The organism is Bifidobacterium sp. AGR2158 (assembly GCF_000424225.1).
GTDB lineage: Bacteria > Actinomycetota > Actinomycetes > Actinomycetales > Bifidobacteriaceae > Bifidobacterium > Bifidobacterium anseris.
On sequence record NZ_AUJM01000011.1, the window covers coordinates 31,782 to 56,231 of the forward strand.

Genomic DNA, 24,450 nt, shown 5'->3' on the forward strand with positions numbered 1-24,450 from the left:
GTAGCGCGTCACCCTAAGCATGTGCCCCGCTGAGCGTGCGCTGCCCGTAAGAGAGTGCATCCCGTAAACAAAAAAGCGCTGCCCGTAAGACAGCGCTCGGATACGTACGTCGCGGAATCACGGCATTCGCGCGTAGAGCAGGTACTCCAGATTGCCGTGGGTGCCTTCGATCGGCGATGGGGAGGTCGCCACGACGTGCAGGTCGCAGGCGCGCGCGCATTCGACGACGTGATCGAGGGCGGCGCGCCGCTTCGCCGGGTCGGTGACGATGCCGTGTTTGCCGAGACCTTCGCGTCCCACTTCGAACTGCGGCTTGACGAGCAGCACGATCTGCGCCCCCGGCGCCGCGATCCGCGCTACGACCGGCAGCACATAGGTCAGCGAGATGAAGGAGACGTCGGAGACGATCATCTGCGGGCGGTACGGCAAATCGTCGGCGTCGACGTCGCGGATGTTGACGCCGCTCATCTCGATGACGCGCGCGTCCGAGGCGATCCTCGGATCGAGCTGCCCATGGCCGACGTCCAACGCGATCACATGACGCGCTCCCCCACGCAGCAGCACGTCGCAGAACCCGCCCGTCGACGCGCCGATGTCGAGGCAGTCGAGCCCCTCGGGACCCGTCAGCCCTTCGGCGGCGAAGACATCGAAGGCGCCCAGCAGCTTGTATGCGCCGCGCGACACGTAGTCGTCGGCGCCACGCACCTCGATATGCGCGTGCGCGCCCACCTTCGTCGATGCCTTGCGCGCCTGCACGCCGTCGACGTACACGTGGCCGTCGTCGACGAGCCGGCGCGCCTTGGCGCGCGAAGACGCCAACGCGCGCGCAGTCAGCACGACGTCAAGCCGTTCGTCCGCGCCCACGTCACGCCCCATCGACGTCGAAGGAGAACGAGGGCAGCATCACGCCATCCAAGTCGACGCCGTCGTCGCGCAACGCCCAGCCGAGCGCGCACGCCGCACGCAGCGCGTCGACGCTCGTCACATCATCGACGGCGATCGCGTCGTCGGCGAACCACGCCTTCGCGTCACGGCAGCGGAACACGTCGCCGCGCACGCCGCCGCCGCGCTCGCAGGTGACGGCCGGCTGCGCCTCGTTGAGTCCGCGCAGATCGAGCGACACATAGGTCGGCCGCAGCTCCTTCGGCGCGCGGATGAGCAGATCCGGATCGGTGACGCCGGTGAGCACGAGCAGCGAATCGTAGCCGCCGCGGTTGCCGGCTTCGATGTCCGTGTCGAGACGGTCGCCGATGGCGAGGCTGTCGGTAACCGAGACCATGCCCTCGCCGTCGTGTGCGGCGAGCATGCGCGCCTCGTCGTACATCGCCGGCTCCGGCTTGCCCGCCGACGCGACCGGCCCGACACCCGTCGCGTTGACGACGGCCTGGATCATCGAGCCGCAGCCGGGCGCCACGCCGTGTTCGCGCGGAATCGTTAGATCACGGTTCGTCACAAAGTAGCGTGCGCCGCGTTCGACGGCGAACGACGCCTCGGCGAGCTGCTGCCATGTCATCTGCGGATACCAGCCCTGCACGACGGCGGTGGGCGCGGCGCCCGCGTCGTCCACGCCGGCGTCGACGATGCGCAGTCCCGCCTTGCGCACCTCGTCGCGCAGATGGTCGGCGCCGACGACGAACACGTCGGCACCCTCCTCGACATGCCGTGCGACCATGCGCGCCGCGACGACGGACGACGTGATCACCTGCCACGCGTCGACGTCAAGTCCGAAGCCGCGCAGCTGTTCGGCGACCGTTTCCTGCATGCGCGACGAATTGTTCGTCGTGTATTCGATCGTCATGCCGCGGCCTTCGGCGTCACGGATGGCGTCGGCGGCGTGTGCAACCGGCTTCTTGCCGTAGTAGACGACGCCGTCGAGGTCGAGCAGGGCGAGACGGTAGCGCCGCGACAACGGCGTGTTCGTTGGTTTCAGCACGCCGCGCTCACTCCGTTTCGCTCTTGAGCTGCTCTTCGTAGTCGCCGACCTCGACGTCCTCCTCGTCCGTGTCGTCCTCGGCGTCGGTCAGATCGGGGTCGCCCATCACGCCTTCCTCGTCGCGGCGCGTGTTGCGTTCCTGCATCTGGGCGGGTTCGATGTCCATTTCGGCGCCGGCGCGCTGCTCCTCCTCGGGGATGCGCGTCTCGTCGTCCATGTTGACGCCGTCCTCGTCGTCCAGCGGCGCGTACTGCGCATCGTCGGGCGTCACGCCGAGCTTCGCCTGCAGATCCTCCGGAAGATCCTCGACGTCGTAGTCGACGACGAAATCGTCGCTCGTCTCGTCCTCGTCTACGTCGGCGTAGCGCGCCTCGAGATCGTCGATGAGTTCGTCGAGCGCGACGGCCTCGTCATCACGTCCGGCCTTCGTCAGGAAGTACTGTTCGGCCTGCGCGGCGCGCATGCGGTATTCGCCGGCGAGTCCCTTGGCGTGCACGAGCTTGGAGACGACCTCGATCGCCTGATTGACCATGCCCATGTCGTTGAGCGCGCCTGCGTAGACGAGGAACATCTCCGCCTTCGCCTCGCCGGTGAGCTGCTTGGCGTTGTCGGACAGCGCGATCTCGACGGCCTTCTTCGGCTTGCCCAGTCCGCGCTCGCAGTCGGCCATGAACGGCAGGTAGTCGAGGTAGCCGTTCATGCGGAACGCCGTCTGGAATTCGCGCAGCGCGAGCTTGTAGTCGCCCTGACGGTAGGCGACCATCGCAAGCGTCTCGCGGGCGATGTCGACGCGCGACGCCTGCTTGGCGGCCCACTTGGCATGCGCGAGCGCCGCCTGCGGGTCGTTCGCCTCGAGCGTGTACGCGGCGAGGATGTGCAGACCGATGTTCTCGGCATGCTCCTTCGCAAGTCCGCGCAGACGTTCGCGCTCATCCTTGCTCAGCATGCTCCATTCGAGGCCCTTGGGCATGACCGGCTCGCCCGGACGGCGGTCCGTGTACGGGTTCTGCGACGGGAAGCTGACGGTGCCGTCCGAGTTCCTGCGCGAGTGCGACATGTATTCGGCGCGCTTGCGCTCGTGGTGTGCCTGACGTTCGGCGCCGTCGTAGCGCGGGTTGCGACGATCGTTGCTGTTGCGGTCGCCACGATGGAAGTCGCGACGATCGTTGTTGTTGCGGCGGTCGTTGTCGCCACGACGGAAGTCACGACGGTCGTTGTTGTCGCCACGACGGAAGTCACGACGATCGCCGTTGTTGTTGCGACGATCGTTGTCGCCACGACGGAAATCGCGACGATCGCCGTTGCCGTTGCGCTCGCCGCGGTGGAAATCACGGTGACCGTTGTTGTCGTCACGGCGGAAGCTGCGACGCTGGCCGTCACCGTCACGACGGAAGTCACGACGGTCGTCGTCGCCGCGGCGGAAATCACGACGCTGACCGCCGTTGCCGCCACGATGGAAGCCGCGACGCTGACCGCCGCGCTCGTCGTCGCGCCCACGGAAACGATTGCCCGAACGCTGGCCGTCGTTGCCGTTGCCGTTGCGATGGAAACGACGCTGGCCGTCGCCGTCACGACGGAAGTCGCCGCCGCCTTCGCCGTCGCGGCGGAAATCATCATTCCTGCCGCCGCCGTTCGCGTTGCGGTGGAAGTTGCGTCCGCCGCCATTGCGGTCGCCGCGGCGGAAGTTCGAGCCGCCGCGCGAACGGAATCCGCCGCCGGAGCCGCGACGCTGGCCGCCGTTGCCCGATCCGTAGCGACGGTTGCCGCCCTGGGAATGATGCTGTGATCCGCGTTCGTCTGCCATGTTCGTACCTTTTCATTCAAGAGGCGGGCATGTGCGCCCGCCTCGTCCGTCATTGTCTTCCAGTGTAGCCAATCGGCGATGCCGATCCGTCGTTTCGGCTGTCGGTGTGCAAGAAATCAGCCGAGTTCGACGACGCCGAGCGCCTTCTTGCCGCGGCGCAGGATCGCGAAGCGTCCCTGCAGGAAATCGTCGCCGCCGAGCAGCTGCTCCTCATCCCCGACGCGCGCGTTGTTGAGGTACACGCCGCCGGACTTGATCGTCTTCCTCGCCTCGGAGATCGACTTGAACAGACCTGCCCGGACGCCGGCTTCGCTGATGCGGTCGCCGGCGGCGGCTTTCGCGAAGGCCTTGGCGCCGTTCTCGTCCTCGACTTTGAGTCCTTCGAGCGCGGCCTCGAGGATGTCCTCGCTGATTTCGGCCACGTCGCCGCCGCGGCCGAACAGCGCCGTGGAGGCCTCGATGGCCTGACACGTCGCGTCGTCGCCGTGCACGAGGCTCGTGACCTCCCATGCGAGCGCGCGCTGCGCCTCGCGGGCGCCCGGGTTCGTCTCGGTGGCTTCGAGCAGCTCCTCGATGCGCGCCTTCGGCAGGAACGTGAAGGCCTTGAGCAGGCTCTCCATCTCGGCGTCCGGACGGTTGACCCAGAACTGGTAGAACTTGTAGGGGCTGAGCATCGAGGCGTCGAGCCAGACGGCGTTGCCTTCGGACTTGCCGAACTTCTTGCCGGTCGCGTCGGTGATGATCGGGCTGGCCATGACGTTGACGTTGACGCCGCGCACCTTGTGGATGAGGTCGAGTCCGGATGTGAGGTTGCCCCACTGGTCGGAGCCACCAAGCTCGAGGACGCAGTCGAAATGGTCGTACAAGTGCAGGAAATCATTGCCCTGCAGCACCTGATAGCTGAATTCGGTGAAGGAGATGCCCTCCTCCGAGTTGAGACGGCGAGCGACGATGTCCTTCGACAGCATCGTGCCGACGCGGAAGTTCTTGCCGACGTCGCGCAGGAAGTCGAGCACGTTCATCGTCGCGGTCCAGTCGTAGTTGGACACGAAGGTCACGGCGTTGTCGCCCTCCTGCACGAGGATGTCGCCGATCTGGATGCGCAGACGCTCGCACCACTGTTCGACGACGTCCTTCGGGTTGAGGATGCGTTCGCCGGACTGACGCGGATCGCCGATAAGGCCGGTGGCGCCGCCGACGAGGGCGATTGGATGATGTCCGGCCTCCTGCAGGTGGCGCATGATGATGAGCTGCACAAGATTGCCGATGTGCAGCGACGGCGCTGTCGGGTCGAAGCCGCAGTAATAATGGATGGGCTCCCCGTTCAATGTCTCGGCGAGTCGATCCCTGTCGGTGGATTGCGAGATCAACCCGCGCCATTGCAATTCATCGAGCACGGAGTCGAATCCGGCTTCCTTGAAATCGATGACGTGAGCCATGCCAAACATCTCCTTGTGAATTTTTCGAACGTGTTCCCCCGACCTGCTCCCGGCGCGGGCAAACATTGTCAGTGTGTCACACCTCGCCGACACTGCCCAGACAGCCCCGGCGCTCCCCGAACGGCCGTACGAGCGACGACCAAACGACAACCCGACGACGCTCTGCGCCCGCCCTTCCCTTACAGGCTGCACTTGCTACGGGCAGCACATTCTTACGGGCTGCACGTTCTTACGAGAGGCATCCTCTTACGGGAGGCACCTCCTGCGCGAGACTACCGGAAGCATCCCGTACGTTACGGGGAGCACACCGCCGATCGTTATGGACAGCACCGCACTCTCTGGCGCCGTCACGTTCTTACGGGCAGCACTCCTCTTTTACGGGCAGCACCTGCACCCGGGTCGTTGCCGACGTCATCAAGCAACGGGCAGCTCGTTCTTACAGGTCGCACTCCTCTTACGGGAAGCACTGCGTAGCGACGCACTTCAGCGCTCATCTCTCCTCATCGTCAACGCTACGGGCGGCATCTTCTCCTGTTTTCTTCCTCTTACCGGCAGCCATCCGAATCGTCACCGCACGCCGCAGTCATCGGGACGACCGCCACCTCCTCAACGTCATCGTTCTCGCCTTACCGGCGGCACCGCTCCCCCACCTGTTCGTGCTTACGGGCGGCACGCGTACGCCGCACACGCCGCAGTCGCGACGCAATCGTCTCCTGAACGGCGCTCACCGTGTCGGCGACGTTGACGATGACTCCCTCGAGATATCGCGGCGGCACCGGCGTCAGCGGAAACATGTGCGTGCGAATACTGTTCAAGACGACGTCGTCGAGCTCGAAATCGGCGCGCGCGTTGGCTTCCGCGGTATACGGATGACGGAATCCGTGCAGCCGATGACTGCCGCCGTCATCGTCGTGCCAATCGTAAAGGAAGTAGTCGTGCAGCAATGCCGCCCGTACGAGCGCGCGCAGATCTACACAATTCCACAGGCGCAGCCGGTCGGCGATCCACACGCTCAGCGCTGCCACCCGTAACGAATGCTCATACGTCGTGACGTCGCCGTGTTGCAGGCTTCTCCTTTCGATCTCCATATGCTCGTGCTTCAGGATGTCCCGCCCATAATGACGCACTATGGTATCGATGCGCTCGCGACTCAGCACGTGATCTCCTTTGCAATCCATCCGCTTCGAGCCTTCCACTAAGACGGCCGCGTCGGCGCAGCCCGTAAGAGCGACAACCCATAGGATGCACTGCCCGCAAAGCATGCACGATGGCGATCGTGTGCCCGTGCGGGACGTCTTCGACACTGTTAAGGGATGCCACCCGTAACGACGACCACCCGTAAAAGAAAGTGCCACCCATAACAACGGATGTTCGCAAGAGCGCCGCCGGTAACGATGACCGCCTATGCGAGACAACTGCCTGTAACGACGATTACCGTAACGACAACTACCCGTAACAATGGCCACTCGTGATGATGACTACTCGTAACAGCAACGACTGCCCGCAACAACAACGACCACTCGTAACGACGACAGCTACCCGCAACAACAACCACCCGTAAGAACGCGCACATGTCTGCGTGCAGACGGGAAGGGCGGCGCACTGTGGCACCGCCCCTGCTTTGGACGTCCCTCGACGGGGCGCGTCACTGCTTCTTCGTGAGGGAGCCTGCCGCCTTGTAGGCGATGCCGTCGCTCTTGATCTGGAACATGCCGTGCAGACGTTCGATCTGCGACTTCGCGGACATGATCTGTTCGCGCACACGCGTCGGCGCCGTGCCTCCCTTGCCGGCGCGCGCAGAGACGGACCCCTCGGTCGACAGCACCTCGCGCACCTTCACCGCCTGCTCCGGCGGCACGAAATCACGGAAGATCTCGATGAAATCGTCGTCGGACAGATCCCACAGCTCCTCGTGGCGGCTTTCGGCGAGCTTGACGCATGCGCCGGAAAGCTCATGCGCGTGGCGGAACGGGACGCCGTTCTTAACGAGCCACTCGGCGATATCGGTCGCGAGCGCGAAACCGGTCGGCGCCTCCTGTTCGAGACGCTGCGCGTTGAAACGCATCGTGCGCACCATGCCGGTGAACGCGGGCAGCAGCACTTCGAGCGTGTCGGTCTGGTCGAACACCGCCTCCTTGTCCTCCTGCAGGTCGCGCGCGTACGCGGTGGGCAGACCCTTGAGCGTCGCGAGCAGGCCAGTGAGGTCGCCGATGAGACGGCCAGCCTTGCCGCGCGCGAGTTCGGCGATGTCCGGGTTCTTCTTCTGCGGCATGATCGACGAGCCAGTGGAGTACGCGTCGTCGAGCGTGACGAAGCCGAACTCCTGCGTGTTCCAGATGATGATCTCCTCGGACAGTCGGGAGACGTCTACGCCGATCATCGCGGCGATGAACGAGTATTCGGCGACGAGGTCACGACTCGACGTGCCGTCGATCGAGTTTTCGGTGACCTTCGTGAAACCGAGTTCGCGCGCGACGGCCGTCGGCTCCAGCCCGAGCGTGTTGCCTGCGAGTGCGCCGGAGCCGTAGGGGCTCGCGTCGACGCGGCCGTCCCAGTCGATGAACCGTTCGACGTCGCGCAGCAGCGGCCACACGTGCGCCATGAGCTGATGCGCGAGCAGCACCGGCTGCGCGTGCTGCATATGCGTGCGACCCGGCATGACCGTGCGTCCCGCCGCCTTCGCCTGTTCGCACAGCGCGTCGGCGAGCGCGAGCACCTGCTTGGCGACGATGCGCGCATGGCGGCGCAGCCACATGCGGATGAGTGTCGCGATCTGGTCGTTGCGGGAACGGCCGGCGCGCAGCTTGCCGCCGAGTTCGTCGCCGGCGATGTCGATGAGTCCGCGTTCGAGCGCCGTCGCCTCGTCCTCGTCGTCCTCGATCGGCGCGAATTCGCCGCTGTCCACGCGGCGCTGCAGCTCGTCGAGCGCAGCTTCCATGCGCTGCAACTCGTCGGGGGTGAGCAGGCCCGCGCGGCCGAGCGCGCGTGCGTGGGCGCGCGATCCGGCGATGTCGTCGTCGGCGAGTCGCCAATCGAACTGCGTGGATTTGCTCAGCAGCGCGAGCTCCGGCGACGGACCGGAGGAGAAACGGCCTCCCCACAGCGCGAGATGCTCGCCCGACGGCTGCTGCGACGCGGCCGTCGTGGTCTCGATGTCGGTCGTTTCGACGATGTGTTCGTCACTCATGTTGTCTCCATGTCTTCTTTGTTGTCGCGTTCTTCTTGTTGTCGCGCCGACGACGTGCCGCGTCATGCGCACGTGTGCTACGGGTGGCGCGCGTCGCATCGTGCGCCTGTGCTTGCCGCCGATGCCCAATCCTACCGATATTCGAAGAAATCCGTCGTCGATTGTCAATCGTCGATCATCGATTATCGCGCGACCGTCAGGCGATGCAGGCGTTACGGGATGCATCATGGCGACCGATGCCACCCGTAAGCAGGATGCGCGTCGCCGCAACGATCATCGACGTCGCGCATTTTGGAATCGCCGAGCGATCACGGACGTGCCACCCGTAACGCATGAGTCGACAAAGGTCGACGAGGGTCGACGAAGAATGCGCTACCGGTAGGAGATGTGCCGCCCGTAAGCGAGCGACGACGTGCCGCCCGTAAGCGATGCACGGCATCAACGTGCCGCCCGTACGCGATGCACAAACGTCGACATACTCCCTGTAAGCGCACGTCGTCGCACTACCCGTAAGCGAACGCCGACGCATGTGCGAGGCACGTTTGCAAAAAGGGCGGGGAGACGCCCAGCACGGACGGCCGGACGTCTCCCCGCTCGAGGTGTGCGCGCAGACGGCGCGTGCGACGTCACTCGACGTCGTTGTCGGGAACCTCGATGCCGTTGCCGAACTTGACGTCGCGCGCGGCGGCGACCTTCGTCGGCAGACCGTAGATCTCGATGAAGCCGTTCGACGCGTTCTGGTCGAAGGTGTCGCCGGAATCGTAGGTCGCGAGGTTGTAGTCGTAGAGCGATTCCGCGGAACGACGGCCGACGACTACGGCGCGGCCGCCGTGCATGACCATGCGGATTTCGCCGGAGACATACTGCTGCGTGTCGTTGATGAACGCGTTGAGCGACTTGACGGCCGGCGAGAACCACTGCGCGTCGTAGACGAGCTCGGCCCAGCGCTTGTCGATGTCGCGCTTGATGCGGTGCTGCTCGCGTTCGAGGCACATGTTCTCGAGCTCCTGATGCGCGGTGATGAGCGCGATCGCGCCCGGCGCCTCGTACAGCTCGCGCGACTTGATCCCGACGAGACGGTCCTCGATGAGGTCGACGCGGCCGATGCCCTGCGCGCCGGCGCGGCGGTTCATCTCCTCGATTGCCTGCAGCGGGGTGACGTCGCGGCCGTCGATCTTGACTGGCACGCCCTGCTTGAATTCGATGACGACCTCGTCCTCGACCGGCGGGAAGTCGGGATCGTCGGTGTAGGAGTAGCAGTCCTTCGTCGGCGCGTTCCACGGATCCTCGAGGAAGCCGGTCTCGATGGCGCGGCCCCACACGTTCTGGTCGATCGAGAACGGGCTCTTCTCGGTCTGCACGATCGGCAGCTTGTGGTCGTTCGCGTAGGCGATTTCGACGTCGCGCGTCAGCGACAGGTCGCGGATCGGGCTGATGGCCTTGAGTTCGGGGTCGATCGACTGGATCGAGACCTCGAAGCGGACCTGGTCGTTGCCCTTGCCGGTGCAGCCGTGCGCGATCGTGTCGGCGCCGAACTGATGGGCGGCGCGCACGAGATGCTTCGTGATGAGCGGACGCGAGATCGCGGAGACGAGCGGGTACACGCCTTCATACATCGCGTTCGCCTTGAGCGCCTGCATGCAGTACTCGTTCGCGAATTCGTCGCGCGCGTCGACGATGTACGCCTCGACGGCGCCGCACGCGAGCGCGCGTTCCTTGATTGTCTCGAGGCTTTCGCCGCCCTGGCCGACGTCGAGTGAGACGGCGACGACGTCCTTGCCCGTGCGGTCCTTGAGGTACGGGATGGCGACCGAGGTGTCGAGACCACCGGAATACGCCAGCACAATGCGATTCTGTTCGCTCATGAGTTGACCTTTCTGTTCAGATATTCATAAGTATATACAGTCCTCTGTATAAATATTCATCCGTGTCCACCAACGGCGTCGTCATCGTCTCCCCTCGCTACCGGTAGCGGCAACGACGTGCCACCCGTAAGACGATGATGACAACGATGACGATGACGGCAGCGACGACGCGGTGTCGGGGACGCGATCCATCAGCGCGCCATCAACGTGAGCGTCGTCTTTCATGACCTTCGGCACATCTGGGATTCCGCGATGCACGACACACGGCGCACAGCGCACCCGTACGACAGGCGACACGCGACGTGCAACGGGCAGCGCATCCCGTAACACATGACGCACAGCGCGCTCCCCACCATGCACCTCCACACCGCGCGGCATTTCCATACTGCGCGCTCTCGCCGCGCACAGCACAACAACAAAACAGCACAACAACAAAAAGGGAAGGCCGCGCGAGGCGCAGCCTTCCCTGAATCGGTTTCGTCACGGAGCGATCGACTCAGCTCTGCGTGGAGGCGACGTCGAGCAGCCACGCGGAGCGGCGTTCCGCCATCGTCTCGTCCACGCAGATGACGAGGACGGTGTCGTCGCCGGCGATCGTGCCGAGGACGCCGCCTATCGGATGCTTGTCGATGACGCTCGCGACATACTGCGCGGCGCCCGACGACGTGTGCACGACGATGAGGTTACGGGCGGAGGCCACGGACGTCACGAGGCCGGACAGGATGCGCGTCATCTGCTGCTGCGCGCGCTCGTCGCTGTCGACTCCGGTGGCGGGAATCGGCTGGTCGTCGATCGTGTACGCCACCTTGCCGTCGGGCAGCCGCGTCTTCGTCGCGTTCATCTCGTCGAGATCGCGGCTGAGCGTCGCCTGCGTCACCTCGATCCCCTGATCGGCGAGAATCTCGGAAAGCTGCGACTGCGACGTGACCACATGGTCGGCGAGCGCCTGTTCGATCGCGTTGAGACGCGCGGCACGGCTGGCGGGACGCTGCAACGGCGTCGTCGAATCCGTCATCAGACAAGCAGGCTTTCGTCGCCGCGCTGCTTGCCAATGAGCCACGTCAGCAGCGCCTTCTGCGCATGCAGTCGGTTTTCGGCCTCGTCCCAGACCACCGACTGCGGACCGTCGATGACGGCGGCGGTCACCTCCTTGCCGCGGTAGGCGGGCAGGCAGTGCTGGAAAAGCGCATCGGGCTTCGCGAGCGCCATGAGCTCCTCGTTGACCTGATACGGCCAGAACGGCTTCGAGCGCACGGCGTACTGGTCCTCCTCGCCCATCGACACCCACGTGTCGGTGAAGACGCAGTCCGCGTCACGCACCGCCTCCTTCGGATCGGTGGTCACGAGGATGCTGCCGCCCGTAGTGGCGGCGATCGCCTCGGCGTCCTGCACGACGGCGTCGTCGGGGAGGAATCCGTTGGGACCCGCCACCCGTACGTGCATGCCGGCGACGGCACCCGCGAGCAGGTAGGAGTTGGACATGTTGTTCGCCGCGTCGCCGAGGTAGGCGATCGTCATGCCTTCGAGCGCGTCCACGCCGCCTTTGAACTGCGCGATCGTCAGGAAGTCGGCGAGCACCTGGCACGGGTGGAATTCATCGGTGAGGGCGTTGACGACCGGCACCGTCGCGACGCGCGCCATCTCCTCAATGCGCGACTGTTCGAAGGTGCGCCACACGAGCGCGTACGCCATGCGCGTGAGCACTTCGGTGGTGTCGGAGATCGGCTCGCCGCGGCCGAGCTGGGAGCCCGACTTGTCGATGACGAGGGGGTAGCCGCCGAGTTCGGCGACACCGATCGAGAAGCTGGAGCGCGTGCGCGTGCTCGGCTTGTCGAAGAGCACGGCGACGCCCTGCGGTCCCTCGAACGGGCGGTGGTAGAACCTGTTCTCGCGGAACTTCATGCCGAGTTCGAGGATCTGCTTCTGCTCGTCATGGTTGACGTCGTCGTCGCGCAGCATGTGACGGAGCTGTCCCATGATGGCCTCCTTTTGTGCTTGTTGTGTTGTGGTTGGTGGGTTGATGGAGTGGGTGTAGTCGGTGTAGTCGGTGTAGTCGGTGTTGGTTGGGTCGGTTGGGTCGGGTTCGCCGTTACAGGTCGTACGCTACGGGTGGCCGCTCTCACGGTAGTGATATTACGGGCAGTCGTGCTACGGGCGGCGCGATCGTCTCAGGCGCATGCATCGCCGACGTCGTTACGGGAAGCACGACCCGTCAACGGAATGCCGACGATGCCGCGCGGCATCACCTCCGTATCCACCCGCCTGAGACGGCGAACGTGTGCCGATGGACGTGCCACCCGTAACGATGACTGCCCGTAAGTGCGCGCACATCCCGTAAGAAGATGTGCTACCCGTAAGCGGACATGCGTCCCGTAAGCAACGTGCCACCCGTAAGCGAACGCGACTGCCGTAGAACGACGTGCATCCCGTAAATGGAAGTGCTACCCGTAAGCGATTGCGCATCCCGTAAGCAGACACACATCCCGTAAGCGGACGTGCCACCCGTAACGGCGACAGGAAATCAGTCGTTGGGCAGGTCTTCGGGCAGCTGGGCGAGGATCGCCACCGCGTCGTTCACATCCTGCTCGCTGACGACGAGCGGAGGTGCCAGACGGATGACGTCGGGAGCGCACGCGTTGACGATGAGCCCGTGCTCGAGCGCCCAGTCCACCGCGGCATGCGCGCACGGACGCTTCAGCACGATCGCGTTGAGCAGACCGCGGCCGCGCACCAGCTCGAACAACGGGTTGTCGGTGGCGCGCAGGTCGGTGCGCAGCTGCTCGCCGCGCACTTCGGCGCACTGCACGAGCCCCTCGTCCTCGATCACGCCGATCGTCGCGAGCGCGGCCGCCGCACCCAACGGGTTGCCGGCGAAGGTCGACCCGTGGGTGCCTGGGGAGAACAGCGAGGACAGCTCCTCGCCGAAGCTGATCATGCCGCCCATCGGGAAGCCGCCGGCGACGCCCTTCGCGAAGGTGACGATGTTCGGCGTGACGCCGCCGAGGTCCTCGCGCTGGAACGCGAACCAGGATCCGGTGCGTCCGATGCCGGTCTGCACTTCGTCGATGATCATCAGCGCGCGCCTCTCGTCGCACAGCGCACGCACGCCGCGCACGTAATCGGCGTCAAGCGGCAGCACGCCGGCCTCGCCCTGCACGAGCTCCATGATGACGGCCGCCACCGGTCCCTTATCGGCGGCATCGAAGGCGGCGCGCATCGCATCGATGTCGTTGGCGTCGACGAATTCGACGTTCGGCACAAGCGGCTCGAAGGGCACGCGGATCGCGGGTTTCCAAGTCGCCGATAGCGCGCCCATCGTGCGCCCGTGGAAGCCGTGCGTCAGCGCGATGATGCGGTACGGCTTGTCCGTGCCGAGTTCGTCGCGCAACCGCGCCCCGTAGAGTTTCGCCATCTTGAGCGCCGCCTCGTTCGCCTCCGCTCCCGAGTTGCCGAAGTAGACGTGCGATCCCTGCGGCGCGCCGGCGAGCGTGATGAGTTTTTCCGCGAGCTTAATCTGCGGACGCGTCGCAAAGTAGTTGCTCACGTGCGCGGCCTGCGCGGCCTGCGCGGCGACCGCCTCGATCCACTTGGGATGCGCATAGCCAATCGAATTGACGGCGATGCCTGCGAGGAAATCGAGGTATTCGTTGCCATCGACGTCCCACACGCGTACGCCCTGCCCATGGTCGAGCACGCGCAGCGGCGTGCCGAAGACGTGCATGTGCACGTCGTTGTATTCGTCGAGCAGCCGCTTGTCCTCCGTGAGCGCACCGCGCGCCGCGTTATCGGTAGCAGTCACGTTCACGCTACCGGTAGCGATCTGCGAATCGTTCGTGTCATGCTCGGTTGTCATATGCGTTCCTCATTTCCAGTCCTTCGCCGGGTTCGACCATCGTGCCGATTCCGGCGCTTGTGAATACCTCGTTGAGTATCGAGTGCGGCTTGCGGCCGTCAATGATGTGCGCCTGCTGCACGCCGCCGTCGATCGCGCGGATGCACGCCTCCATCTTCGGGCGCATGCCGCTTTCGAGCCGTGGCAGCATGTCGCGCAGATCCTCGACGCCGATGCGTCCGATAAGCGAATCACGGTTCGGCCAGTCGGCGTACAGACCATCGACGTCGGTGAGGATGATGAGCTTGTGCGCGCCCAACGCGGTCGCGAGCGCGGCAGCGGCGGAGTCGGCGTTCACATTGAGCACCTCCGTCGCATCCTCCTCGTTCGGGGCGACCGACGACACCACCGGTATGCGTCCCGAATGGATGAGGTCGATGACGGCGGACGCGTCGACGCCGATGACGTCGCCGACCAGGCCGATGTCGGTGGGCTTGCCATCGATGACCGGCATGCGCTGCGTCGCCGAGAAGAGCGCGCCGTCCTCGCCCGACAGTCCCACCGCGTACGGGCCGTGGGCGTTGATGAGGCCGACGAGCTCGCGCGATACCTTGCCTGTGAGCACCATGCGCACGACGTCCATCGCCTCGGGCGTCGTGACGCGCAGGCCGCCCTTGAACTCCGAATGGATGCCGAGAGCCTTGAGCATCTGTGAAATCTGCGGGCCGCCGCCGTGCACGATTACGGGATGCAGACCCACCTGACGCAGGAACACCATGTCGTCGGCGAAGCAGCTCTTGAGATGATCGTCGACCATCGCGTTGCCGCCGTATTTGATGACGACCGTCTTCCCGTAGAACTCCTCCAGCCACGGCAGCGCCTCGATGAGCACCTCCGCCTTCTGGTCCGGACGCAGATCCGTATGCACGTCCAGGTGGAAGCCCGGACCTTTCAGTTGTTTCGTCATGATTCCTTATCGTTCTCCTATTCTCGCGCCGTCGGCATCCGCGCGTCCGCGCTCCCAGCGCCACCCGTGTCACCCGCTTACGGGTAGCACGTCCTCTCTCTTACGGGTAGTCAGATTTTTTACGGGCAGTCCTTTCTCTTATCTCTTAGTGGTAGCGTCTCTTAGTGGTAACGCACGCTTTTTCCTCTTAGTGGTAGCGCACGCTCTTACGGGAGGCACACCGTTATTGGCAGCGGATTGGGCCACCCAACGACGAACGACCTTCCGCGGCCGATCGATATGACCTGCCACCCATAAGAGCGAACTGCCCGTAGGATCGACGCACTACCCGTAAGCGTGACGCGCCGCCGCAACAACCTGCCACCCGTAAGAGCGGCAACCGCCGCCCGTAGCAGCGGGAGGCGTTGCCGCGCGCCGCGTTCAGCTTTCGTAGTCGGCGTTGATGTGCACGTATTCGTGAGTGAGGTCGTCGGTCCACACAGTGGCGGTGGCGTCGCCGACATTGAGTCCGATGACGATGTCGACCTCGCGCGCCGTCATGTCGACTTCGCTGCGATCGCGCCCCGGCTTGCCGCCGTCGCACACCCGCACCCCGTTGACGTCGACGGTCACCTGATCGGGGTCGTAGGGCGCGACGTCCACCGGCACGGTGCCCACCGAGCTGACGATGCGTCCCCAGTTCGGGTCGTTGCCGCTGATTGCGCATTTGAGCAGGTTCGACGCGGCCACTGCACGCGCGCAGGCGAGCGCGGCGTCCTCGTCGGTGGCGCCTTCGACGGTGATCTTGATGTCGTGGCTCGCGCCTTCGCCGTCGCCGATGATCTGGCGTGCGAGCGACGCGCAGCAGCCGGCGACGAGCGCATTGAACTCGTCCGCGTCCGGCGTGATGCCGGAGGCGCCCGATGCGAGCAACAGCACGGTGTCGTTCGTGGACATGCAGCCGTCCACGTCGATGCGGTTGAACGACGTGTCGACGGCGGCGCCGAGTGCCGCCCGTAGCTGTTCGGGCGTGACGACGGCGTCGGTCGTGATGACGCACAGCATCGTCGCGAGCTGCGGCGCGATCATGCCTGATCCCTTGACCATGCCACCGATGCGGAATCCGTTCGATCCCAGACGCGTCACGGTCTTCGGCTTTGTGTCCGTCGTCATGATCGCGTGCGATGCGTCGTCGCCCGCCTGGACGGTGTCGTCGAGGGCGTCGAACGCGGCCTCGACGCCGGCGAGCACCTTGCTTAGTGGCAGCAGTTCACCGATGAGACCGGTGGAGCATACGGCCACGTCCTCGACGTCACAGCCGAGCAGTTCGCCGGCCTTGCGCGCCGTCGCCGCCGCCTGCTCGTAGCCTTCGAGTCCGGTGCATGCGTTAGCGCCGCCGGAGTTGAGGACGACGGCGTCGAGTTGACCGTCCTTGACCGCTTCGCGCGACCACTGCACGGGCGCGGCGCAGAATCGATTCGTCGTGAACACGCCGGCGGCCGCCTTGAGCGGGCCGTTGTTCACGACGAGCGCGAGGTCCTTCTTTCCTTCCACCGACGAGATGCCTGCAACCACGCCGGCCGCCGTGAATCCTTGTGCAAACGTTACGCTCATGGTGCCACTCCGATCTTGCTGAGTCCTGTTTCTTCGTTGAGTCCGAACGCGAGGTTGAGCGATTCGACCGCCTGCCCCGCCGTTCCGCGATTGAGGTTGTCGATCGCCGCGAATGCGTGCAGCGTTCGGCTTCGTCGGTCGACCGCCACCTGCACGTGCGCGGCGTTCGAGCCGAGGACGTTCTGCGTCGCCGGCATCACACCTTCGGGCAGCACGAACACGAATGGCTGTCCTTCGTACGCCTTCGTCCATACGGCGCGGATGTCGTCGTCATCCATGTCGAGCGCCTTGTCGGTGAGTTTCGCGCTCACCGAAGCGAGGATGCCGCGCGACATCGGCACGAGCATCGGCGTGAACGCGAGCATGAACTCGTTCGCTGCTTCGGCGCCGAGGCCTGCCGCATGCGCGAAGTTCTGCAGGATTTCGGGGATGTGGCGGTGCGTGCCGCCGACCGAATACGGCGTCGCCGAATTGAGTGCCTCCGAGGCGAGCAGATTCGTGCGCTTGAGGCTTTTGCCGGCGCCCGAATAGCCGACGGCCAGGTCGGCGACGATCGTGTGCGGCACGATGAGATTCTCGGCGATCGCCGGCTGCATCGCGAGCGTCGTGGCCGTGACGTTGCAGCCGGGCCCCGCAATGCGCCGCGTCCCCCTTCTTACGGGCAGCGCGTCCTGCACGTCCTCCGCCTGCCGCATCTCGCTTACGGGCAGCACATCCTGCGCCCCTCCCGCGTCGTGCATCTCGCTTACGGGCAGCACGTCGTCCGCAGCGACGCCGCTGATGACGTCGCGCTGGCGCAGGTACCGCCCGTTGGCGTCCTTGCCCAGAATGAGCTCGGGCATTCCGTAGGTCCAGTGTTCGTAGAACGCGCCGCCGTAGTAATCGTCCCATGCCTGCTGCATCTCCAGACGATGGTCGGCGCCCAGATCGACGACGGTCGCCGACTCGTCGAGCTGCGCGGCGAGCGCACCCGATGCCCCGTGCGGCAACGCCAGAATGATGACGTCGTGTCCGTTGAGCGCCTCGGCCGTCGTATCGACGATGGTCAGGTCGGCCAGCTGAGGGATATGCGGCTGATAGGCGCCGAGCTTCTCACCGACCGACGAATGACCGGCGACGGTCGTCACTTCGAAATTCGGATGGGTCGCGAGAATGCGCAGCGCCTCCCCACCCGCGTAACCGGTCGCACCCGCGACCGCGACGGTGTACTTCGTCATTCCCGTTGCCTTCCTTTCCGACCCCGTCGGGGCCGTGCCGTCAGTGTTCGCCGTTGGTCGCCAATCCTCCGCCGCGCGTCCACACATCCGCGACCCTTACGGGTGGCATCCCATCGTCTCGGCATCCGGCGGCCAATTCCCTTACGGGTAGCATTCCGATTCCGCGAACCGCGACGCGCGCGTGCATATGCGCATGTGCATCGGCGACTTCCGCGACGTGGCCGTGACACCCCGAACGGGCCGTCATGCCTTACCGGCTGCAGTCGACCCTTCCGCCGGCGCCATGCGCGCGAAGTACACAAAACAGCCTGATCCGAGGATTCCGCGTTCGCGCACATGCCGCCGGTAACGGTCGACGACAGGAGCCGCCATCAGAGCATCCGATGCGACCAACTTTTTGGTTATACAGATGACGATACACTTTATGCAGTACATTGCATAATTATGCATTCATGATCGCGAGAAAGTGCCGCGCTCCCCTGTGCTTGCGCGTGCGTACGCCACCCATAAGCGCAGCCGATCGATGAAACGACGAAGAAGACGCCCAAACGACGAAGAAGACGCCCAAACGACGAAGAAGACGCCCATCGCCTTGATACGACTACCCGTAAGCATGACCATAGCGCACGTCTACTCAACACGACTACCCGTAAGCATGACGACACACATCGATTCATCACGACCACCCGTAAATACGACCACCCTAAACACGACCACCCATAAAAACACGACCACCCATAATCACGACCGCACATCCGCCAATCCGCGTGCCGACGCCGACGTTTCCGCGGCGCACGCCGCCGCGATCCACGAGATCACGCCGCCGCAATCCGCACTACCGCGCAGCCGCACTTCGACTACGCCACGCAGTCCCAGCCGGGAAGGGGCGCGCGCAATGCCTGGTCGGCGATCGCCTCGAGCGGAATCACGTCGTCGGTCATATAGCGCACGCCGGTGCGCTCCTCGAGCGCGTATGCGACGCGTCTGGCCATCCATGCGCGTGCATCGGGCGTCGCCATGTCGACGCGCGTCACCTGCACGTACCGCCATCCGGAGCATTCGATCTTCGCGCGGCGTATGCGATCGCGCTCCAGCTGGTTGAGATGATGCGCGCCGTCGTACTCGCAGATGACACCGGCCTCGACGAACACCAGGTCGCCGCGCACGACGGTGCCGTCGTCCAGCATGATCGACAGGTTGGCGACGGGCTCCGGCAGTCCACGTTTCCTGAGTTCCAGCGACAGCCGCGCCTCCTGCGGCGACTCCATGTTCGCGCACAGCAGAGCGATCGCGCGACGCGCCTTCTTCACGCCGCGCGGCGCACGTTTGCGACCGAGGGCGTGCAGCTTGCCGAGTCGTTCCATCCGCGTAACGAACACGTCAAAATCCTCGATTGTGACGCGCTTGTGCACGACGTTGCGCATGAGCAGGCAGTCGCCGAGCGTCACAAGTTCCTCCAGCGACAGGAAACGGGCGAGCATGAACCACGCGCATACGACGCTCACGCAGCGCACGCCGGGCATCGGCTCGACGATCTGCAACGGGATGTTCATGTGATAGTACCGCGCGCCGCGCAGTCGGGTGCGCGTGTTGCGGCGTGTCGCGAGGACACACAAGTCGTCGCCGCTGACCGTCTCCCCGTACTTGGGCAGCGTGCGCGGCAGCGGCACACCTTGCAATCGCAGCGCGGTGAACCCGCCGAACAGCAGGTCATGGCTGACTCTCGCGCGTGCGTCCATGCATCGCGCGATCTCCTGCGCCTGCAGTTCGATGAGCTGCAGATGCATCGGCAGCAGATTCGGCGCGCTGCCCTCGCGGAGCCTGCGCTCGTACTCGTCTTCATCGCCGACCGTTTCGTAGGCGGCAGCATCCATTCGCGTTTCCATGTGACGACGGTACGGACGCGTCATGAGCCGTGTCTACCCCGGCGGGGGTATGTGACCGGATGGGTGTGTCGACGGCGTGTCGCCGGCGTGTTGCCGGCGTGTCGTTGTGGATAACTTCCTGAGGACCATGTTTTCCCGTGCGATTGGCGCCATTTCCCCTGTTCGCCTTCCGCGATGCCGTCCGTTGTGACGTCGTCTGGGGCACTGTCGTCTACGACGATGTCGTCGATCTCCCGATTCTCCACCCGCTTACCGGCAGCTCCCCCTCGTGCATCCTTCCCCATGCACAATGCTTACCGGCAGCAGCACACGCGCTCGCCCACGTCACCCCTCGACGACGACGTCATGCTACGGGTGGCACTGCGACGCCGTCGTCGGACTCGATTCACATCCCCATCGCAGACGTCACGCCGTTACCGGATGCACCGCCCGTAGACGACGGCGAAGGCGTCGGCGTGGACGTCGCGGAAGAAGTCGGCGTCGGCGTGGGCGTGGAGCCGTCCGTACCACCCGTAGTGCCGTTGAGTCCCAGCATGTGCAGCATGTCGTTGAGGACGTCCTGGGTGGAAACGCCGTTGATCATCATCCAGATCATCGCAATCGAATAGATGACGTTGATGATGACGGCCGCCAGCGCGAAGCCGAAGCCCTTCATGCGCATCAGCTTCGTGCGGTACATCCCGAAAGCGCCGAGCAGCGCGGGCAGGAACGGTACGGGCAGCAGCAGCGACAGCGCGAACGCGACGATCGAGCTGACGTCCCAACGCCCGTAGTACACGTTCTGGTTGGGGTCGTCGAGGTCGATGCCCTGCACATAGCGGGGCAGTTTCCCGCGATTGTCGGCATTGTAGTTGCGGCGATCGCCGAATGGCGCGTTCGGGTCAGCGTTCTGTCCGGTTCCGGGCGCGGCGGGCCACTGCCCGTAGCCCGCTGCCGGCGGCATGCTCATCGGATTCGGCTGACGCTGGACCGCACGGCGCTGCTCGATGCGGATCTCCTCGTCGCGGGCCTCGCGCTCGACCTGTTCGTGCGTCTCTCCGCCTTCCGGACGTCCGAAGAGATACGGGTCGTAATCCGGCGGGAACTGGTTGTCCATCGCGCCGTACGCCAGAGCGTTCGGCTGTCCCTCGACCGGCATGTCGGTCTCCAAGATGGCCTGCGACACTTCCGATTCCGGAATGTTCGCAGCGTTTTTGTCTTTTGAGTCGGCTGGCGCATCAGCGGTCGTCGACGACGCGCCGGCGGACGCAGTTGGCGCGTCGGACTGCGTGGGCAGCGCGTTCGATCCTTCTGTTTCAGGACGGCTCGTCGATTCGGACGCATCCGAGCACGATGCGGTCGGCACGGCGTTCGCATCGTGCTCGGATGCGTCCTGCGGCTTGTTCTGTTCCGGTTCGCTCATCTCATGTCCTTACCGGTCGTCGGTCACGACGTCCATTCTTGCGTTGTCCTGACATATACATCTATGCCATCTATGATGTCGCGCAACCAGCCGCCTGCTACGGGTGGTTGCGCTCGCCCGCGGCCACCGATCCGTCGTCGCGTACGGCCGCCTCCCGTAGCGCAGATCCCGGCGGCGACGTCGACCCAGTCTTACGGGCGGCACTCGTTTCACAATCGGGGTGCCGCCTGTCGCGGACGATCATCATCGTCGGCATTCGTGTCTTGACCGGCGTGGGCGGACGACCGTCGCACGACTGACGTTCATCGATACACACGCTACCAGTAAGAGAAAACGCCCGCATAACTTGCTGCCCGTAAGCGCAATCCCCGACCATCGGGCGCCCCTGGGGCAACCGCCTGTAAACACCGACGCCGCGTACGGGCGATGCATATACGATCCCTTGACGACTACTTCGCAACGCCATCCCGTAAGCGCATGCCGCCGCCCGTAAGAGTTACGACTGCGGGAGGCAGCCGCCCGTACGGACTCCGCTTACGGGCAGCAACCACCCGTAAGCAGACACCCATAATCGACTACCCGTAAGCAACCCGCCGCCCGTAATAACAGCAGCCGCCCGTAAGCTCATCGAACCTCAAGGGACGACGATAACGACGACGGCGGGGGATGACGTGCGACACGTCGCCGTGTCGCACGTCATCCCCCGCCGCGGCGGTCACGCGCGCAACTGCGCGCCGAGCGTCGCCGCGCGCTCGACGATCCTCGCGCGGATCGCCTCGCTGTCCTCGCTGGTGAGCGTGCGGTCGGGCGCGCGGAAGGTCACTGCATACGCGAGCGACTTCTTGCCTTCGCCGAGCTGGTCGCCTTCGTAGACGTCGAACAGTTCGATCGATTCGAGTACGTCGCCGGCGGCCTGTCGGATCGCCTCTTCGAGCTCATGCGCGGTCAGCGCGTCCGGCATCGTGAACGCGAGGTCCTGCTTGACCGGCGGGAACGTCGAGATCGGCTTGGCCTGCACCGGCTTGTCGCTCAATGTCGCGAACAGCGCGGTCAGATCGATCTCGAAGGCGGCCGTGTGATGCGGGAAGCCGAGTTCGTCGTCGACCTTCGGATGCAGCTCGCCGACGAATCCGACCGTCTCGCCTGCCGCGACGATGCGCGCGGCGCGTCCCGGATGCCACTGCGCGGGCACGTCCTCGGCCTTCGGCTGATCGAGCACGATGTCGGCGCCGAGGCGCTTCGTGACGCGGCGCGCCACCTCGACGGCGTCGCTCCAGTCGACGACGCGCCTGTCGCCGAGCCATCCGTCGTCCTCGGCAAGCCCGGTCATGATCGCGGCCACGTGCAGCGGCTGTTCGGGCAGACCCGCGTCGAGCGCGGCGAGCTGTTCGTCGGTCGGCTTGACGGCGCCGGGCAGCGCGGGAATCGCCGGCGCGTTCGGATCGGCGAGGTAGACGTGGCCGATCTCGTAGCAGCTGACGTTCTCGATGCCGCGGCGCAGGTTGCGGCGCACCGTCTGCGCGAGCGTGAGCAGCAGCTCGCGGCGCAGGAACGGACGGTCGTCGGCGAGGGGGTTGACGATCTGCACGCTCACCGGCTCGACCTGCTCGGCGTCGATCATGAACGCCTTATAGTCGGCGGGACCGACGAAGGGGTAGCTGAGCGTCTCGACGAGGCCGTATTCGGCGAGCTCGTTCGCGACCTCACGCTTGCGTCGCTGGTCGGAGGTCAGTCCCACATGGCCTTCGACGGGCGCGTGCGGCACGCGCGTCGGGATGCGGTCGTAGCCGTAGATGCGCGCGATCTCCTCGACGAGGTCGCACGCCTCGTTGAGGTCGGGACGCCACGACGGCGGCGTCACCGTGAACTCGCCGTTGCCGCCGCCGCCGACAACGCAGCCAATGTCGGTGAGGATGCCGTTGATCTCGTTGAGGTCGAGGTCGAGACCGGCCACGCGCTTCGCTTCGCTCGCCTTGAAGACGATCGGCGTGCGTCGCGGCGTCGTGTCGACGTCCTGCGGCGTCAGCGACGGCGTCGCCTCACCGTACTTCTCCAGCAGCTCGGCGGCCATCTGCGCGGCCGCCGGCTGCAGCTTGTCGTCGACGCCGCGTTCGAAACGTCGCGACGCCTCAGAGGGGATCTTGTGGCGGCGCGCCGAACGCGCGATCGTGATCGGGTCGAAGTGCGCGGCCTCGAGCAGGATGTTCGTCGTCTCGTCGGTCACCTCGCCGTACATGCCACCCATGACGCCGGCGATGCCAAGGATACGCGAACCCTGCTGCCCGTTGGGCGAATCGGTGATGAGCAGATCCTCGGGATCGAGGTCGTGTTCCTTGCCGTCGAGCGTCGTGAGCTTCTCGCCCGCCTTCGCGCGGCGCACGACGATCGGGCCTTCGATCTTGTCGAGGTCGTAGGCGTGCATCGGCTGTCCGAGATCGAGCATGACGTAGTTCGTGACGTCCACCGGCAGCGACAGCGAGCGCATGCCGGCGCGCGTGAGCCTGCGGCGCATCCAGTTCGGCGTCGCGCTGCCCGGCTGGTAGCCGCGCACGGTGCGTGCGTAGTAGCGGTCGCAGCCGACGACGCCGTGGATCGGGTTGTCGTCGTCGATGATGACGTCGATGTCGCGCGTCGTGTCACCGGTGTCCTCGACGTGCGGGACGCGTTCGTCGAGCGCGGCGACCGGATCGGTGAACTTCGCGCCGGTCGAGTTGTGGAATTCGCGTGCGATGCCGCGGTAGGAGAACGCGTAGCCGCGGTCGGGCGTCACGTTGATCTCGAGGATCGGCTCGTCGAGGTGCAGCAGGTGCATCGCGTCGTCGCCCGGTTTGAGCGCGTCGTATTCCTCGGGCGTGAAGCCGTAGTCGCGCAGCAGGATGATGCCGTCGTGGCTGTCGCCGAGCCCGAGTTCGCGCTCCGACGCGCACATGCCGTCGGAGATGTGTCCGTAGGTCTTGCGCGGCTCGATCTTGAAATCGCCAGGCAGCACGGCGCCGGGCAGCGTGACGACGACCTTCTCGCCCGCCTTCATGTTGGGCGCGCCGCATACGATGCCGCGCGGCACCTTGTTGCCGTTCTCGTCGACGTCGTTGTATTCGTCGCCGACGTCGACGTGGCACCAGTTGATCGTCTTGCCGTTCTTCTGCGGCTCGGGAGTCGCGTCGACGACGTAGCCGACGACGATCGGCCCAGTCAGCTGCGAGGTGTGGATCTCCTCCTCCTCGAGTCCGACGCGCACGAGGTCCTTCGCGAGCTGCTCGTAGGTCAGTCCCTGAGGGACCTCGACGTCGTCGCGCAGCCAGTCAATATCTACCATTGGCATTGG

16 protein-coding genes are annotated in these 24,450 nt (G+C 65.2%); all 16 read right to left on the reverse strand.

Features of this window, described 5'->3' with window-relative positions:
* Window positions 1-117: 117 nt before the first annotated feature.
* A complete protein-coding gene (locus G606_RS0100575; RefSeq protein ID WP_026644367.1) occupies window positions 118-876 on the reverse strand; it encodes a TlyA family RNA methyltransferase in 759 nt (252 codons plus the stop codon).
* Window positions 866-1,933, reverse strand: coding sequence for an HAD-IIA family hydrolase (locus G606_RS0100580; RefSeq protein ID WP_026644368.1), 1,068 nt, complete (start codon window positions 1,931-1,933; stop codon window positions 866-868). Before G606_RS0100580 ends, G606_RS0100575 begins: the two co-directional genes overlap by 11 nt.
* 7 nt (window positions 1,934-1,940) lie before the next feature.
* Window positions 1,941-3,737: a hypothetical protein gene (locus tag G606_RS0100585; protein WP_026644369.1), complete on the reverse strand. Its 1,797-nt coding sequence runs from the start codon at window positions 3,735-3,737 to the stop codon at window positions 1,941-1,943.
* 116 nt (window positions 3,738-3,853) lie between these two features.
* On the reverse strand, window positions 3,854-5,176 hold the full coding sequence (gene tyrS / locus G606_RS0100590; RefSeq protein WP_026644370.1) for a tyrosine--tRNA ligase: 1,323 nt from the start codon (window positions 5,174-5,176) through the stop codon (window positions 3,854-3,856).
* A gap of 626 nt (window positions 5,177-5,802) precedes the next feature.
* Entirely contained in the window at window positions 5,803-6,354 is a 552-nt protein-coding gene (locus G606_RS09275; protein ID WP_051198395.1) for an HD domain-containing protein, read from the reverse strand.
* Between the two features lie 467 nt (window positions 6,355-6,821).
* On the reverse strand, window positions 6,822-8,363 hold the full coding sequence (gene argH / locus G606_RS0100600) for an argininosuccinate lyase (protein WP_081663856.1): 1,542 nt from the start codon (window positions 8,361-8,363) through the stop codon (window positions 6,822-6,824).
* A 626-nt stretch (window positions 8,364-8,989) separates the two neighbouring features.
* Window positions 8,990-10,228, reverse strand: coding sequence for an argininosuccinate synthase (locus tag G606_RS0100605; protein ID WP_026644372.1), 1,239 nt, complete (start codon window positions 10,226-10,228; stop codon window positions 8,990-8,992).
* A gap of 496 nt (window positions 10,229-10,724) precedes the next feature.
* Window positions 10,725-11,243 (reverse strand): arginine repressor, encoded by a 519-nt coding sequence (locus tag G606_RS0100610; protein ID WP_026644373.1) that lies wholly within the window; start codon window positions 11,241-11,243, stop codon window positions 10,725-10,727.
* Window positions 11,243-12,208, reverse strand: coding sequence for an ornithine carbamoyltransferase (gene argF / locus G606_RS0100615; RefSeq protein ID WP_101671024.1), 966 nt, complete (start codon window positions 12,206-12,208; stop codon window positions 11,243-11,245). The genes G606_RS0100610 and argF overlap by 1 nt, the downstream gene beginning before the upstream one ends.
* Window positions 12,209-12,749: 541 nt before the next feature.
* Entirely contained in the window at window positions 12,750-14,027 is a 1,278-nt protein-coding gene (locus G606_RS0100620) for an acetylornithine transaminase (RefSeq protein WP_026644375.1), read from the reverse strand.
* Between the two features lie 37 nt (window positions 14,028-14,064).
* Entirely contained in the window at window positions 14,065-15,027 is a 963-nt protein-coding gene (gene argB / locus G606_RS0100625) for an acetylglutamate kinase (protein ID WP_026644376.1), read from the reverse strand.
* Window positions 15,028-15,447: 420 nt separating this feature from the next.
* Window positions 15,448-16,620 carry a bifunctional glutamate N-acetyltransferase/amino-acid acetyltransferase ArgJ gene (gene argJ / locus G606_RS0100630; protein ID WP_026644377.1) on the reverse strand — a complete coding sequence of 391 codons (1,173 nt, stop codon included), beginning with the start codon at window positions 16,618-16,620 and terminating at the stop codon, window positions 15,448-15,450.
* A complete protein-coding gene (locus tag G606_RS0100635; protein WP_026644378.1) occupies window positions 16,617-17,837 on the reverse strand; it encodes an N-acetyl-gamma-glutamyl-phosphate reductase in 1,221 nt (406 codons plus the stop codon). Before G606_RS0100635 ends, argJ begins: the two co-directional genes overlap by 4 nt.
* Window positions 17,838-18,694: 857 nt before the next feature.
* On the reverse strand, window positions 18,695-19,723 hold the full coding sequence (locus G606_RS10600; RefSeq protein ID WP_155802689.1) for a hypothetical protein: 1,029 nt from the start codon (window positions 19,721-19,723) through the stop codon (window positions 18,695-18,697).
* A gap of 385 nt (window positions 19,724-20,108) precedes the next feature.
* Window positions 20,109-21,125: a hypothetical protein gene (locus tag G606_RS10605; protein WP_051198259.1), complete on the reverse strand. Its 1,017-nt coding sequence runs from the start codon at window positions 21,123-21,125 to the stop codon at window positions 20,109-20,111.
* 715 nt (window positions 21,126-21,840) lie between these two features.
* The gene (gene pheT, locus G606_RS0100650) at window positions 21,841-24,447 is read right to left on the reverse strand and encodes a phenylalanine--tRNA ligase subunit beta (protein ID WP_026644379.1); all 2,607 of its coding nucleotides are present in this window, start codon (window positions 24,445-24,447) and stop codon (window positions 21,841-21,843) included.
* Window positions 24,448-24,450: the final 3 nt, after the last annotated feature.